Here is a 15,101-nt window from a genome sequence, read left to right on the forward strand (position 1 = left end):
TTACATAGGCTCTGAACCTGCATCGGTGAGGGGCCTTTTCATATGTCGATGAACCACATCCGCCCGTGGCGCAATATCGAGCGTCGCAAATCGCGTCAGATCATGGTGGGTAATGTGCCCGTTGGTGGCGACGCGCCGATCGCGGTGCAGACGATGACGAACACGGACAGTTCGGATGTTAAGGCGACGCTGGGGCAGGTGCTTGCGGCGGCCGAGGCCGGTGCCGATATCGTGCGTGTTTCGACACCCGACGCGGCGGCAACCAAGGCGTTGAAAGAGATCGCCAGGGAAAGCCCGGTTCCGATCGTGGCGGACATCCATTTCCACTATAAACGCGCGATCGAGGCGGCCGAGGCGGGGGCTGCGTGCCTGCGGATCAACCCGGGCAATATCGGTGATGAAAAGCGGGTCAAGGAGGTGATCCAGGCGGCGAAGGATCATGGCTGTTCGATCCGGATTGGCGTGAACGCCGGTTCGCTTGAGAAACACCTGCTTGAAAAGTATGGCGAACCCTGTCCGGACGCGATGGTGGAAAGCGGGTTGGAGCATATCCGCATTCTTCAGGATAACGATTTCCACGAATACAAGATCAGCGTGAAGGCGTCGGACGTCTTCATGACGGCGGCGGCCTATCAGCAGCTGGCGGATGCGACCGACGCGCCGATCCACCTTGGTGTGACCGAGGCGGGTGGTTTCGTGAGCGGCACCATCAAATCGGCGATTGGCCTTGGTAACCTGTTGTGGATGGGCATCGGAGATACCCTGCGCGTGTCGCTCTCGGCCGATCCGGTGGAAGAGGTGAAGGTCGGTTTCGAAATCCTCAAGTCGCTTGGCCTGCGCCACCGCGGGGTGAACATCATTTCCTGCCCGTCCTGCGCGCGTCAGGGCTTTGATGTTATCAAGACGGTTGAGACGCTGGAGAACCGGTTGGCGCATATCCATACGCCGATGAGCCTGTCGATTATCGGCTGTGTCGTGAACGGGCCGGGTGAGGCGCTGATGACCGACATCGGGTTTACCGGCGGTGGGGCTGGGTCGGGCATGGTCTATCTGGCGGGCAAGCAGAGCCACAAGATGTCGAACGAAGAGATGGTGGATCACATCGTCGAGCAGGTCGAAGCACGTGCTGCCGAGATCGAGGCGGAGACGAAAGCGGCGGAGTGATCTAAAGCTGTTTTGGAACAAGGGCCGCTCCAATGGAGCGGCCCTTTTCTTTTTGGCATCAGTTGCCGCGTTTCTCGGCGACAAGGGCGGCCATGTTGTCGTAAGGCAGGTAGCCGCGCAGGAGTTGGTCCTGCATGACAAAGGTCGGGGTGCCAGAGATCGCGAGTCGGTTGGCCAACTCGCGGGTCTGACGGATTTCGTCGGTGACCTGATCGCTGTTCATATGGCTCAGAACGTCGCTTGCGGAATGGCCCAGCGAGTCTGCGATGCGGGTCAGCGCTGTCGGGGTCACGTCGCCCTTGAAGGCGATCAGCGTGTCATGGGCCTCGGCGTAGGCCTCGTTTCCGAACAGCTGCTTGATGGCAACGGCAAAGCGCGAGGACAGGAGCGAGCCTTCGCCTAGGATCGGAAATTCCTTGTAGATCAGACGGATATTGCCGTCTTTCTCAACCAGTTTCTTGACCTCTTCGTGGGCGCGACGGCAGTAGCCGCAGCGGTAGTCGACGAATTCCACCAGCGTGATATCGCCTTCGGGGTTGCCGCCGACGTAGGAAAAACCGTCGTTGAAGATGGCGTTTGAGTGGGCCTTGACCAGAGCGATGTCATGGCTGGCGGCGGCTTCAGCTTCGCGTTGTTCCAGCAGGCCAACCGCTTCCATGATGACTTCGGGATTGTCGAGAAGATAGGCGCGGACTTCGGCGCGGAAGGCGGCGCGTTCGTCTTCGGACATCTTGTCGAGATCAAGCGCGAAGGCGGGGAGAGCGGTCAGGGCGATGGCCGCTGCGGTGGTGAGGGATTTGAGCATCGTTGTCTCCGTTATTTCTTTTTGGCGGCGCGTTCAGCGTCGGCGAGAATGTCTTCGGCCCGGCGCCATGCGCTCGAGCCGCGTGGCAGGAGGCCGCTGGCGCGTCTTGCGTGGATCGCGGCATCCTTGAGGCGGTTTTGCAGGGCGTATCGCTCTGCGGTGGAAAGTGAGGCCATGCCGTTCTTGCCGGTGCGGGCATAGGCGGCGCCAAGATCACGCAGGATCCGTGGATCACGGAAATCGCGGGCACGGGCTTTTTCAAGGTATGTGAGCGCCTCTTTGGGGCGGTCGGCGGCGAGGAGCGCGCGACCCAAGCCACCGAGGCAGAGGGCGTTTCGTGGGGCGAGGTCAACGGATTTGCGATAGGCGTTGACCGCTTCGTTGAAACGACGGCTTTCCAGCAGGATCTGGCCCTTGAGTTCGTAAAAGTATGGATCGCGGGGGCGCATTTCGATGGCTGCATTGATGCGGGCGATGGCCTTGGTGCGATCCGAGCGGCGGTGATAGGCGATGGCCTCGCGCATGAGCCGGATGTCGCGGCTTGGGCTTTCGTCGGCGCGTTGCATTGTCCATTTGGGCGAGCGGGTGAAGGCAGAGGCCTTACCTTGGGCGCGGGCGAACCAGTATTCGGCCTCGGGCTGTTTCCTAGCCTTGCCCTTGTTGGCGTTTGCAAAGGCCTGCATGGCACGCATCCGGTCGCGAGTCAGCGGGTGGGAGCGCATGTAGGGGTCCTGACGCGAGACATTCAGGAGTTCCTGACCGCGAAAGAGATCGTGAACTTCGACCGCGGCATGGGGATCGACGCCTGCGCGGACCATGTATCGGACGCCCGATTGGTCGGCCGCAGCTTCTTCGGCGCGGGTGTGGGCGAGAAGGGTCCGCATCGACGCCGATTGCGTGCCGATTGCCAGACCCGCGGCGGCATCTCCGGATGCGCCGGCGGCCGCAGCGGCCAGTGCAAGGGCGAGGCCGAATCCGGACGCTGTGCGAGCGGTGCCGATATTGGCCATGCGGCGGGTGATATGGCTGTTGGCGATATGTGCGGCCTCGTGGGCGATGACGGCCTGCAACATTTCGACCCGTTCCATGCGCAAAAGGAGGCCCATGTGGATGAAAATGTGGTTGTTGTCGATCACAAAGGCATTGAGGCTTTGGTCGTTGACCACCAGCACGCGGACGCTTCCGCCAAGGCCGGCGGCGGCGAGGATCGGTTCGGAAACGCGTGCCAGGGCGTATTCGATGTCGGGATCGCGGATCAGCGAAATTGCCCGCGCGGGCAGGGCCGTTACCGTGAGGACAAGGGCAAGGAAAATTCCAAGCATCCGGTGCATTGACGGCGCGGTGATTTCGCGGTGAAAGGTCATGGCGACAATAGGAACGATAAACATGCGGAATTCAAGACGTGGGGCCGTCGATCCCTTTATTGTGATGGACGTCATGGAAGCGGCAAGACAGGCCGAAGCCGAGGGTAGACATATCATCCATATGGAAGTGGGCCAGCCCGGAACGGCGGCACCCGCAGGGGCGAGGCAGGTTCTTGCCGAGGAGATGCAGAAAGACGCGCTTGGCTATACGGTTGCGCTGGGGATACCGGAGCTGCGGGCACGGATCGCGCAGCTTTATGGCGAGTGGTACAACGTGGACCTTGATCCCGCGCGGGTGATCGTGACGCCGGGATCTTCGGGGGCCTTCCTTCTGGCGTTCACCGCACTGTTTGATGCAGGCGACAGGGTGGCCATCGGGGCGCCCGGATACCCATCCTACCGCCAGATCCTCAAGGCGCTTTCTCTGGAGCCGGTGGACCTGCCGACCTCGAATGCCAATCGTCTGCAGCCGGTGCCCGATGATTTCGCGGATATGGATGTGCAGGGCCTGATGGTGGCCTCGCCCGCGAACCCGACGGGCACCATGTTGAACAAGGGGGCGATGCAGGCCCTGGTGGATGCCTGTGCCGCCAAGGGCGCGTCGTTCATCAGCGACGAGATTTACCACGGCATCGAATACGAGGCCAAGGCAGTCACGGCGCTTGAGATCACGCAGGACTGTTACGTGATCAACTCGTTCTCGAAGTATTTCAGCATGACCGGATGGCGCGTGGGCTGGATGGTCGTGCCCGAGGATCATGTGCGGCAGGTCGAGCGTCTGGCGCAGAACATGTTCATCTGTGCCCCGCACGCGAGTCAGGTTGCGGCCTTGGCGGCCATGGACTGTCACGAGGAACTTGAGGCCAATATGGCGGTCTACCGTGCCAATCGGCAGTTGATGATCGACGGGCTGCCCAGGGCGGGGTTCGATCGCTTTGCGCCGCCGGATGGCGCGTTCTATTTCTACGTGGATGTCAGCCAGTACACCAATGACAGCGGGGCCTTTGCGCGGGAGATTCTGGAAGAGGCGGGGGTGGCGGTGACGCCGGGCCTTGATTTCGATCCGGTGCGCGGCGCGGGGACGTTGCGGTTTTCCTATGCGCGGTCAAAGGCGGATATTGCCGAGGGTCTGGAACGCCTTGCGCGGTTCATGAAGGCGCGTGGCCACATCTGAGGATTTGGCCGAAGGGGAGCATGGCGCCGGTGGTCTTTGGATCGCCGGTAGTGTGTTGCTGCGCCTTGGTGTACCCTGTCACCAAACAGCCCGCCGGAGAGAGGGACATGAGCAGGTTTATCACGATCTTGGTTGCAGCCTTCGTGGCGGTGTTTTCCTTTTCTGCCAAGGGGATGGCGCAGGATTTTACAGCTCTGGCACGGGTGCAGCAGGAGGAAAGCCGCCTGTCGAATGGCTGGCGGGGGTCGGTTCTGATTGAGCTGGGACTGTCGCAGGGGGTGCCTTGGCGGGTGTTCCAACTGGATGATCCCAAACGCATGGTTCTGGATTTTCGCGAAGTGGACTGGCGCGGCTTTGATGTGGACGCCTTCGGTGCGGCGGACGGTGTCGCGGCGGTGCGTGTCGGGCAGTTCCGACCGGGCTGGAGCCGGATGGTGGTGGACCTCTCGCTGCCGTTGGTGGTGGACGAGGCGAGCCTGACGCTGGATACCGAAACCGGTGCCGGACAGCTGCGGATTGTTCTGGAAAAACAGGATGATGCGGCGTTCTCCTTGCGTGCCGGAGCGCCGCGTGATCCGCGATGGGACCTGCCGGAGCCTGTGACGTTTGAGACGGAGCCAGACGCCGAAAAGCCCGACTGGGCGCCGGTGTTGATTGTGCTTGATCCCGGCCACGGCGGCATTGATCCGGGGGCAGAGCGGTCAGGCGTGAGCGAAAAGGACTTGATGCTGACCTTTGGCCGCGAGTTGCGCGAAAGCCTGCGCCGCGCCGGGTTCGAGGTGCATATGACACGGGACGAGGATGTGTTTGTCTCGCTCGAGCGCCGCGTGTCGATTGCGCATGAAGCCAAGGCGGACTTGTTCATCTCGCTGCATGCGGATGCGCTTCAGAAGGGCCATGCGACGGGGGCCACGGTCTATACCCTGTCGGAGGAAGCATCGGACGCGGCATCGGCGACACTGGCCGAACGGCACGACCGGGCCGATATTCTGGCGGGGATTGACCTGTCGTCGGCAGATGATCAGGTGGCTGATATCCTGCTGGATCTTGCACGGCTTGAGACGCAACCGCGGTCCGAGCATCTGGCGACGCAGTTGGTGCGCTCGATCAAGGGGGCGACGGGGGCGATCAACAAGAAACCGCATCGCAAGGCGGGGTTTTCCGTGTTGAAGGCGGCGGATGTGCCGTCGATCCTGATCGAGGTTGGATTCCTGAGTTCGGATGAAGACCTCAAGCGCCTGAAGGATGTGAACTGGCGTGCGGTGATGGCGGGGGCGATCCGTGACGGTGTGCAGGCCTGGGTTGATGAGGACAAGGCGCTGCGCGATCTGGTGCGTCAGTAAGTCTTTCGGGAAACGGCAAAATGGCGCTGACGGCACGCGGTCATGTGTTTTGACCGTTCGGTTCGGTGTATATATAGAGACGCGAGACCAAGGCGATACGGGGGCACGGCGTGCTGAGATTCATCCTCTCCTTCTTCGGGACCATCTTCACATTCGTGACGATGGGGCTGGCCGTTATTGCCCTGTCGATCGGGGCGGTGTTCTGGATGTATGGCCGCGATCTGCCCAGCCACGAGGCCTTGGCGCAGTACAAGCCGCCGACGATCAGCCGGATTTACTCGGGCGAGGGGCATATCATTGACGAGTTCGCCAAGGAGCGGCGTCTGTTCGTGCCGTCGGACGAAATTCCGGACCTCGTGAAGCAGGCGTTTATCTCGGCGGAAGACAAGAACTTCTATACCCACAAGGGCTATGACGCCCGCGGTATTGCGGCGGCGGCCCTTGAGGCCGTTCGTTCGCGGGGGCAGAGCGTGCGGGGCGCTTCGACCATCACGCAGCAGGTGATGAAGAACTTCCTCTTGTCGGGGGATCGCCGGATCGAACGGAAGATCAAGGAGATCATCCTTGCGACCCGCGTGGAAGAAACCCTGAGCAAGGAACAGATTCTTGAGCTCTACCTGAACGAGATTTTCCTTGGTCAGAACTCCTATGGCGTGGCCGCCGCCGCGCAGACCTATTTCAACAAGTCCCTGCGCGAACTGACGCCGCATGAGGCCGCGACGCTTGCGTCGATGCCCAAGGCGCCGGGCAAGTTCCATCCGGTGCGCAACAAAGAGCGCGTTCTGTCGCGCCGGAACTTTGTTCTGAAGGAAATGGCCGAAAACGGCTATATCACGCAGGCGGTCTATGAGGCCGAGGCGGCGTTGCCGCTGAACTCGGTCCAGAACGGGGATTACGAGAGTTTCAAGTCGGCGCTGCCGCCGCGTGACTATTTCACCGACGAAATCCGCCGTCAGCTGAGTGTTGATTTCGGGGAGGACGAGTTCTTTTCGGGCGGCATGAGCGTGCGTGCGACTGTTGACCCCGAAATGCAGGAAGTTGCGGCGCGGGCTCTGCGCCACGCGCTTGAGAAGTACGACCGCGCGCAGGGGCTCTGGCGTGGGACAGGCGTGAAGCTGGAGGCATCCGCGCTTGAGAGTGAGGCGGCATGGCGTGAGGCGCTGGCGTCGGCAGAGGTGCCGCGTGATGTGGATCTTGATGGCAAGTGGCATCCTGCTGTGGTTCTGCTGGTCGGCAAGAACGACGCGCGGATCGGGATCGAAGGTGTCGAGGATGATGCGGACGGGCATTTCATCACTGCCAAGGATGTGACCTGGGCCCGCAAGCTGCGTGAAGACGGCAGCAAGGGGCGCAAGGCCAAGGTGGCAGGCGATCTGCTTGAGGTTGGCGACGTGGTGCTGGTGCGGGCGATCACCAAGGACGACAGCGGCGAATTTGTGCGCTGGTCGTTGCGTCAGGTGCCGGAAGTGCAGGGCGGCTTTATGGCGATGGACGTGAACAACGGCCGTGTCATCGCGATGCAGGGCGGGTTCTCCTATCAGGATTCGGTGTTCAACCGTGCGACCCAGGCAAAGCGCCAGCCGGGCTCGAGCTTTAAACCCTTCGTTTACGCTTCGGCGCTGGACAGTGGCTATTCTCCGGCGACGATCGTGATTGACGCGCCGATCGAGATCGACACGCCGCAGGGTGTCTGGCGGCCGCGCAACTCGTCGAACAAGTTCTATGGGCCGACCCCGTTGCGGACCGGTATTGAACAGTCGCGGAACCTCATGACGATCCGTCTTGCGCAGGAAGTGGGGATGGACGTTGTTTCGGACTATGCCGAGCGCTTTGGGGTTTACAACAACATGGGCCAGTTCCTGGCCAATTCGCTGGGGTCGGAAGAGACCACGCTTTACCAGATGGTTGCGGCCTATGCGATGTTTGCCAATGGCGGCGAGCGGGTTGAGCCGACGCTGGTGGACCGTATTCAGGACCGTTACGGCAAGACGATCTACCGCCACGACCAGCGTGACTGTACCGATTGTGACCGTCCGGACATCGCCAAGACCCGTGGCCCCCGTATCGTGACCAACCGCGAGCGGGTGATGGACGCGATCACCGCCTATCAGCTGACCTCGATGATGCGGGGCGTGGTGCAGCGCGGGACGGCGGCGAGTGCGATCAACCTGCCTGTGCCGGTGGCCGGCAAGACCGGGACCACCAACGAGGCCAAGGACGTTTGGTTCGTGGGCTTCACCAATACGCTGGTGGCGGGCTGTTATATCGGTCACGACCGTCCGCGCCCGCTGGGGCGGGGGACGTATGGTGGGTCGACCTGTGGGCCTGTGTTCCAGGAGTTCATGAAGGAAGCTATCGAGAAATACGGCTCGGGCAAGTTCCGCGTGCCGCCGGGCGGCCATTTTATCAAGATCGACCGGTTCACCGGTGCGCGCCTGTCGGATGAGGCGTCTGGCGAGGCGGTTGTGGCCGAGTATTTCCGAGATGGTGAAGAGCCGGTCTTTGGCGTGACCTATGACGGTGGTTTCGCGATGGGATCGAACCTGCCGCTGTTTGACGATGTGCAAATTCACACGGGACGCGAAGTCACGACATCAACTGGCGAAAAGGCGGTTGTGGGGCCGAAAGCGGATTTCGGAACGCTGAGTTCCGGTGGCCTTTACTAGGCGGCCAATCTCCCTTGATTTAAATGCTCTGACTGGCGTGCCGATGGCTTGCCCGTGAGGAAGGGGTGAGGTATCACCCTGATCTGACATTCAGAAGACGGATAGAGCCATGCGCGCCGAAACCCAGAACATCGTTGCTGAAATTCGCAAGTCGGTCGAACTGCTGCGGCAGCGGATGGACTGGGAAACCGCGCAGTACCGGCTTGAGGAATTCAACGCGCGGGTGGAAGATCCCGACCTCTGGAACGACCCGGAAGGCGCGCAGAAACTGATGCGCGAGCGTCAGATGCTGGTGGACGCGCTGGAGACCGTGACCTCGATCGAGACCGACCTGAACGACAACATCGAGTTGATCGAACTGGGTGAGATGGAAGAGGATGACGAGGTTGTGTCCGACGCCGAGGAGGCGCTGAAAGCGCTTCAGGAGAAGGCGGCGGAGAAAGAGCTTGAGGCGCTGCTGGATGGCGAGGCCGACGGCAATGATACCTTCCTCGAGATCAACTCGGGTGCAGGCGGCACCGAAAGTTGTGACTGGGCCTCGATGCTGGCGCGTATGTACGTGCGTTGGGCCGAGAAGAAGGGCTACAAGGTCGAGCTTCAATCGGAAACCGCGGGCGAAGAAGCGGGCATCAAATCGGCGGCTTACAAGATTTCCGGCCACAACGCCTATGGCTGGCTCAAGTCGGAAAGCGGTGTGCACCGTCTCGTGCGGATTTCGCCCTATGACTCGGCGGCCAAGCGGCACACCTCGTTCTCGTCTGTCTGGGTTTATCCGGTGGTGGATGACAATATCGAGATCACCGTCAATCCTGCCGATATCCGTATCGATACCTATCGCTCTTCGGGCGCGGGCGGTCAGCACGTGAACACCACCGACTCGGCGGTGCGTATTACCCACATTCCGACGGGCATTGTCACAACCTCGTCTGAGAAGTCGCAGCACCAGAACCGCGACATTGCCATGAAGGCGCTGAAATCGCGGTTGTACCAGATGGAGCTGGACCGCCGGAATGCCGACATCAACGCGGCGCACGAGGCCAAGGGCGACGCGGGATGGGGCAACCAGATCCGCTCGTATGTCTTGCAGCCCTACCAGATGGTGAAGGACCTGCGGACCAACCACGAGACCTCGGACACCAAAGGCGTTCTGGATGGTGATTTGGACGGGTTCATGGCGGCAACGCTGGCGATGGATGTGGCGGGCAAAAGCCGCGCCGACGCGCAAAGCGAAGATTGACAAGATATAAAACACCCCTGGGTTGAATTTAGCCGTTTGACATAAGCACCGTGATTCGCTGAGTTTTTTGTTCCCGGTTAGACCTGACCGCCTTCGTCATTTCACGTTACGTAAGAAAAGGTATGGATTTCCACACCTTTTCTTGGTGTGCCTTAACCTTTGGTCAAATTTCTCAACAATTCCATTGTTGGAATGATTTCTAACGCACTACTCTTTGACCTAGCCGAGGAAACGCATTTTTTCAGGGGGAAATATGGCTACCGAATTTATTACCAATACGCGCACGAGCACTTATACGGCGCACTTCGATGACATCATCATAGTGACCAAGGACGGGAAGTTTACCGTCACATCGGGGCACGCCATCGAGTCTGGAACAGGCAATGTCGATTATCGCGTTACCGTCCTGATGGATGGCTATATAGCTGCGGAAAAGGATGGGATTTACCTGTACGATACTAACAGCGGCACGACAGGGTCGGGTTACCATGACGTTGTCATCGGCGCGGGGGGAACGATTATTGCAGGGGACGATGGCGTCACTGTTATTGGCAATGCCAACAATGTACTCAATGCAGGCTCGATCATCGCGCATGACGATGCGTTTTATACCAATGGGTCCGGAAGTTTCGACAACACCGGAACCATCTCGGCGAATAGTGCGGGCATCTATACGACCGGGAGTTCTACTGATTTTGTAAACAGTGGCACAATTCACGCGGGCTCATATCCTATCCATTATGAGTCAGCTGATGCTGGTAGCGTGATAAATTCCGGCGTTATGATTGGTGGAACTTACGGCGCGTACATAAACTCCTCGAACAACTTCAACCTCAACAACAGTGGAACGATTTCGAGCGACCGCGGCCTTTTGCTCGACGACTCACAGGGCACGATTGTCAACACCGGGCACATTCAGGGCAACGACAGTGGCATCTACATGCGCGATGGTGCGTCGTTTGAAATCTTCAACCACGGAACCATTTCAAGCAACGACAACAACTATACCGTCATCGAAGCGGCAAACGCCGGAACCCTTTTGAACCTCGTGAACAAGGGCACGGTGATTGGTAACGTCACGGGCAATGACCAGAACGATACCGTCAAGAATGGCGGGGTCATTGATGGGGATGTGCTTTTGGGGTCGGGCAACGACGCCTACAAGGGCTTTGACGATGGCGGCGTCATTGGCAGCGTAGTGGGCGGGATTGGCGATGACAGCCTTTCTGGCGGCTCCAAGGACGATACGTTCTTGGGCGAAACCGGTGCTGACCTGCTGCGCGGGCGTGCAGGCGATGATGTTCTCTTGGGCGGTTCGGAAAGCGACACCCTCTTTGGCGGTCATGGCAACGACACCATCTGGGGTGGTACTGGCCGTGACCAGGCGTTTCTGGGCGATGGGGACGATGTGTTCTCGGATGATGTTGAGACCGGGGCCTCGGGGGGCGACCAAGTTCAGGGCGGCCGTGGCGATGATGTGATCCTTATGAAAGGCGGCAAGGACACTGTCTATGGCGGCAAGGGAAATGACTCACTTGTGGGGGGCGCTGACAAGGACTTGCTGTTTGGCCAGAACGACGATGATGTCCTGTCCGGTCAGGCCGGAGCCGATACCCTATATGGTGGCAAAGGTGATGATACCCTGACCGGGGGAACAGGGGCGGACGACTTTGTGTTCTTCCGCCAGGCCGGTCATGATTTGATCACCGATTTCACGGTGGGTTCAGACGATGTCGATATCCGCGCCTTTGGTGTCGCGGACTTTGCGGCGTTGTCTGCCGGTGGGATCATGACGGATACCGGCGCTGGCACGCTGATCGACTTCTCCGAAATCGGAGGCAGCGGCTCGGTTTTGCTGATTGACGTCAGCCTTGCTTCGCTGACGGCGGGCGACTTCATCTTCTAACCCTAATTTACGACGGTGACGGCCCCGCGGTGTGCAGGGGCCGTTCCAACTGGTGATGGAAGATCTCTGTCCTTTCGAAAAGTTGTTACGATTTCAGTTGGTTAAATCGAAAAGAATAATGGAAATCTACAATGGCTTACGAAACTTATAACAGCAACTACGTGCACTTATTCGCGGATAATGGCGACAGGATGATCCTCCAGAGTTCAGGGACCATCAACTCGACAACGGGTGCGGGGATTTCCCATCGCAACGTGAGTGATGGTAACGTTGATCTGCTGGTTCTGGGGCAAGTCAGTGGCGTTGAAGAAGCGGTGCTGTTTGACGGTACAGGTGGCGGCAATACGGTTTCGATTGGCAGCAGCGGTGTTTTGTTCGGGACGCATGGAATCCGGATCAAGACCAACGACAACAATGTCGTGAATGTCGCGGGAGAGATCTATTCGGATACCTTTGGCATCGGGTCCGAGAATGGCTCGGGCATGGATGTGAACGTGACGGGGCGTGTGAGCGGTGACTATGGTGTCTATCTGGCCGGAGCCGACGATGACACGCTGTCGAACAGTGGCAACATCTACGGGGTCTCCTCTGCGTTCTACGGCATCTACACCGGCAATTTCCGGATCGCCAACACCGGTGTTATGAGCAGTGCCAACCGCGGGATTGACGCTGATCGGGCTGGCTATGTCGAAATCTACAACTCCGGCGACATCATGGGCGCGGACTCGGACGGGATTGCCATCCAGTTCAACGAGTTGAGTTTTGCGCAAGCTACCACAATCCAGAATGAAGGCACCATCATGGGCGGCGATGCCGGTATCCGGCTTCGCAATCGCCAGTCGGAGATCGTGAACGAGGGGGTTATCTCGGGCAGGACCTACGGTATCCTGTCCAGCCAGCTCTCTGAGCCCACTGCCAAGACCGAAATCTTCAACTTTGGCACCATCTCGGGCGGAGACTACGGTATCTCGAGCACGACCCTGACGCGGCTGAGCAATCACGGTGAAATCAGCGGTCGTGTGACGCTGGGCAGTTTGAACGACATATTCCACAACTCGGGCGCGGTTCTGGGCAACGTCGACTCCTTCGCCTTTGTTGATTTGGGGGCAGGCAACGACTTTTATTTCGGCCACGGAGACGGTCATGTCGCCGGTACGATCGAAGGCGGCGCGGGTAACGACTATCTGGACGGGGCGTCGCGTGCTGATGTCATCGACGGTGAAGCTGATGCCGATGTCATCCGAGGCAGGGCTGGCGACGATACGCTTTCGGGGGGATCGGAAAACGATACGATCTTTGGCGGTCACGGGGATGACCTTGTCGATGGGGGAACCGGGCGTGACGTAGCCCTTCTTGGCGACGGGGATGACATTTTCAACGATGATGCGGAAACCGGATATAGGGGCGATGACACGGTCATTGGTGGACGCGGTGACGACGCCATCATTATGAAAGGTGGGCGTGATAGCGTGGCTGGCGGCAAGGGCGACGATACGATTTCGGGCGGCGCGGATGCGGATTTTCTCGCGGGTCAGAAGGACGATGATGTCCTGAATGGCCAAGGGGGCGTCGATACTATTGTTGGCGGGCGCGGCGATGATACGCTGACCGGTGGCCTGGGAGCGGATGACTTTCTGTTCTTTGCTCATACCGGTCATGATGTCATCACTGACTTTGCAGTTGGTGCGGACGATATTGATCTCAGTGCCACGGGCGTCGCAGACTTTGCGGCTCTGTCTGCCGGGGCGATCATGACGGACACCGGGGCCGGAACACTGATTGATTTCTCCGAGTTCGGAGGAAGCGGCACAGTGTTGATTGCCGGCGTGAGCCTTGCGTCCTTGACCGCGGGCGACTTCATCTTCTGAGCAGAGGACACGGGATGATGGAAATGGCCCTGCCACTGGCGGGGCCGTTTTCGTTTTCGGGGCCTTTTTCCTGCGCGAACTTAGGCCTAGGCTGCTGTCTAAGTGGTGAGGAGGGAACATGGATCAGGGAGCAAACGGCATTCTGCGCGATATGCGCACTGGGGCTTTGTCGGCAGAGGCCTTGATGGAGCTGACCCTGGCACGCATCAGCGAGAGGAATGGCGACGTGAATGCCATTGTCTCGATGCGTTCTGCCGATGAGTTGATGGAAGAGGCCCGCAAAGCGGACTCGGTCACGCCGAAGGGCGCGTTGCACGGGCTGCCGATGGCGATCAAGGATTTGGCTCAGGCCGCGGGATTGGAGTGTTCGATGGGCTCTCCTCTATTCGCGGGGCAGGTTGCCAAAGTGGATGAGTTGATGGTGGCGCGCTTGCGTGCGGCGGGCGCGATCTTCATTGGCAAGACCAACACGCCGGAATTCGGCCTGGGAAGCCACAGCTACAACCCGGTGCATGGGGTGACGCGGAACCCATATGACCTGTCCCGCACGGCCGGAGGATCCTCTGGCGGGGCGGCGGCGGCGCTGGCGACGGGCATGGTGGCGCTGGCGGATGGTTCGGACATGATGGGGTCGCTTCGCAATCCGGCGGGGTTCTGCAATGTCTATGGGTACCGACCAAGTTGGGGTGTCGTTCCGAGGGACGCTGGCGGAGAGACCTTTTTGCAGCAGCTGTCTACAAACGGTCCCATGGCGCGTTCGCCGGAAGACTTGGCGTTGCTCTTGTCGGTGATGGCTGGCCCGAATCCCGAGGTGCCCCACGGCGCATCGGTACAGGATTGGTCGTTGGGGCGAGCCGATCTGGATGGCGTCCGTATCGGCTGGCTAGGGGACTGGGGCGGGGCCTATGCGATGGAGGCGGGCATTATGTCGCTGTGCGAGGCGGGGCTGGGCGTTTTCGACGCTCTCGGCGCTGCGGTTGAGGCGATTTCTCCACCGATGGCGGCGGCGCAATTGTGGGACAGCTGGCGGGTGTTGCGACACTGGGCCGTGGCCTCTGAGCTGGCGGTAATACATGCCGACCCGGCCAAGCGTGACACGCTAAAACCAGAGGCAATCTGGGAAGTCGGGAATGGTTTGTCGCTGGACGCGATGGCGGTCACGCGGGCGGGTGCGCTGCGGTCAAAATGGTTTACAAAGGCCGCGCAACTCTTTGATACGCATGAGTTCCTTGCGCTTCCCACTGCGCAGGTCTGGCCATTCCCGGCCGAGTGGGATTGGCCCAAGGAGATCGCGGGTGTGGCGATGGATACCTATCACCGCTGGATGGAGGTGGTGGTGCCCGTGAGCCTTGCGGGATTGCCCTGCATCAGCCTGCCAGTCGGGTTTGGGGAGAACGGGCTGCCCATGGGTGTTCAGCTGTTCGCGCGCAAGGGACAGGATCGGCGTCTTCTTGAAGTGGCGCAGGCCTATCACGAGGCCACAAACTGGCCAACTGCGACGCCTTCACATATGCGCGGCGGTTGATTTGTGAAGCGACAGAGGGTCTTATCAAATTCTACGGCAGACATTTTGG

Annotated in this window: 10 protein-coding genes; 8 read left to right on the top strand and 2 right to left on the bottom strand. The window is 59.9% G+C overall.

What is annotated here, in order from left to right; genetic code table 11:
* Positions 1–42: 42 nt before the first annotated feature.
* Positions 43–1,164, top strand: coding sequence for a flavodoxin-dependent (E)-4-hydroxy-3-methylbut-2-enyl-diphosphate synthase (gene ispG / locus ABWV42_RS13595; RefSeq protein WP_353340616.1), 1,122 nt, complete (start codon positions 43–45; stop codon positions 1,162–1,164).
* Positions 1,165–1,222: 58 nt separating this feature from the next.
* Here ispG and ABWV42_RS13600 read toward each other — a convergent pair whose 3' ends face one another.
* On the bottom strand, positions 1,223–1,969 hold the full coding sequence (locus tag ABWV42_RS13600; protein WP_353340617.1) for a DsbA family protein: 747 nt from the start codon (positions 1,967–1,969) through the stop codon (positions 1,223–1,225).
* Positions 1,970–1,980: 11 nt separating this feature from the next.
* Complete coding sequence (locus tag ABWV42_RS13605) at positions 1,981–3,357, bottom strand: M48 family metalloprotease (protein WP_353340618.1); 1,377 nt, start codon at positions 3,355–3,357, stop codon at positions 1,981–1,983.
* Between ABWV42_RS13605 and ABWV42_RS13610 the strand changes: the two genes are divergently transcribed.
* The 7 genes from ABWV42_RS13610 to ABWV42_RS13640 all read left to right on the top strand — a co-directional run bounded on the left by ABWV42_RS13610 (position 3,356) and on the right by ABWV42_RS13640 (position 15,052).
* Positions 3,356–4,507, top strand: a complete 1,152-nt coding sequence (locus tag ABWV42_RS13610) for a pyridoxal phosphate-dependent aminotransferase (protein WP_353340620.1) — start codon at positions 3,356–3,358, stop codon at positions 4,505–4,507. The two genes, ABWV42_RS13605 and ABWV42_RS13610, sit on opposite strands and share 2 nt — an antisense overlap.
* A 107-nt stretch (positions 4,508–4,614) precedes the next feature.
* Positions 4,615–5,850, top strand: coding sequence for an N-acetylmuramoyl-L-alanine amidase (locus ABWV42_RS13615; protein ID WP_353340621.1), 1,236 nt, complete (start codon positions 4,615–4,617; stop codon positions 5,848–5,850).
* Positions 5,851–5,960: 110 nt separating this feature from the next.
* Positions 5,961–8,516, top strand: a complete 2,556-nt coding sequence (locus ABWV42_RS13620; protein ID WP_353340622.1) for a penicillin-binding protein 1A — start codon at positions 5,961–5,963, stop codon at positions 8,514–8,516.
* Between the two features lie 109 nt (positions 8,517–8,625).
* Positions 8,626–9,753: a peptide chain release factor 2 gene (gene prfB / locus ABWV42_RS13625; protein WP_353340623.1), complete on the top strand. Its 1,128-nt coding sequence runs from the start codon at positions 8,626–8,628 to the stop codon at positions 9,751–9,753.
* Between the two features lie 253 nt (positions 9,754–10,006).
* Positions 10,007–11,659 carry a calcium-binding protein gene (locus ABWV42_RS13630; RefSeq protein WP_353340624.1) on the top strand — a complete coding sequence of 551 codons (1,653 nt, stop codon included), beginning with the start codon at positions 10,007–10,009 and terminating at the stop codon, positions 11,657–11,659.
* A gap of 131 nt (positions 11,660–11,790) precedes the next feature.
* A complete protein-coding gene (locus ABWV42_RS13635; protein WP_353340626.1) occupies positions 11,791–13,527 on the top strand; it encodes a calcium-binding protein in 1,737 nt (578 codons plus the stop codon).
* Between the two features lie 118 nt (positions 13,528–13,645).
* Complete coding sequence (locus ABWV42_RS13640) at positions 13,646–15,052, top strand: amidase (protein ID WP_353340627.1); 1,407 nt, start codon at positions 13,646–13,648, stop codon at positions 15,050–15,052.
* The last annotated feature ends 49 nt before the right edge of the window (positions 15,053–15,101 follow it).

Source organism: Pelagimonas sp. KU-00592-HH (genome assembly GCF_040369695.1).
In the GTDB taxonomy this organism is placed as follows: domain Bacteria; phylum Pseudomonadota; class Alphaproteobacteria; order Rhodobacterales; family Rhodobacteraceae; genus Shimia.

What these genes read in the sequence shown, in the direction of transcription:
- ABWV42_RS13615 (WP_353340621.1), top strand. Translation starts at nt 4,615, where the DNA reads ATGAGCAGGTTTATCACGATCTTGGTTGCAGCCTTCGTGGCGGTGTTT.
- ABWV42_RS13605 (WP_353340618.1), bottom strand. Translation starts at nt 3,357, where the DNA reads ATGTTTATCGTTCCTATTGTCGCCATGACCTTTCACCGCGAAATCACC.
- prfB (WP_353340623.1), top strand. Translation starts at nt 8,626, where the DNA reads ATGCGCGCCGAAACCCAGAACATCGTTGCTGAAATTCGCAAGTCGGTC.
- ABWV42_RS13600 (WP_353340617.1), bottom strand. Translation starts at nt 1,969, where the DNA reads ATGCTCAAATCCCTCACCACCGCAGCGGCCATCGCCCTGACCGCTCTC.
- ABWV42_RS13635 (WP_353340626.1), top strand. Translation starts at nt 11,791, where the DNA reads ATGGCTTACGAAACTTATAACAGCAACTACGTGCACTTATTCGCGGAT.
- ispG (WP_353340616.1), top strand. Translation starts at nt 43, where the DNA reads ATGTCGATGAACCACATCCGCCCGTGGCGCAATATCGAGCGTCGCAAA.
- ABWV42_RS13610 (WP_353340620.1), top strand. Translation starts at nt 3,356, where the DNA reads ATGCGGAATTCAAGACGTGGGGCCGTCGATCCCTTTATTGTGATGGAC.
- ABWV42_RS13640 (WP_353340627.1), top strand. Translation starts at nt 13,646, where the DNA reads ATGGATCAGGGAGCAAACGGCATTCTGCGCGATATGCGCACTGGGGCT.
- ABWV42_RS13630 (WP_353340624.1), top strand. Translation starts at nt 10,007, where the DNA reads ATGGCTACCGAATTTATTACCAATACGCGCACGAGCACTTATACGGCG.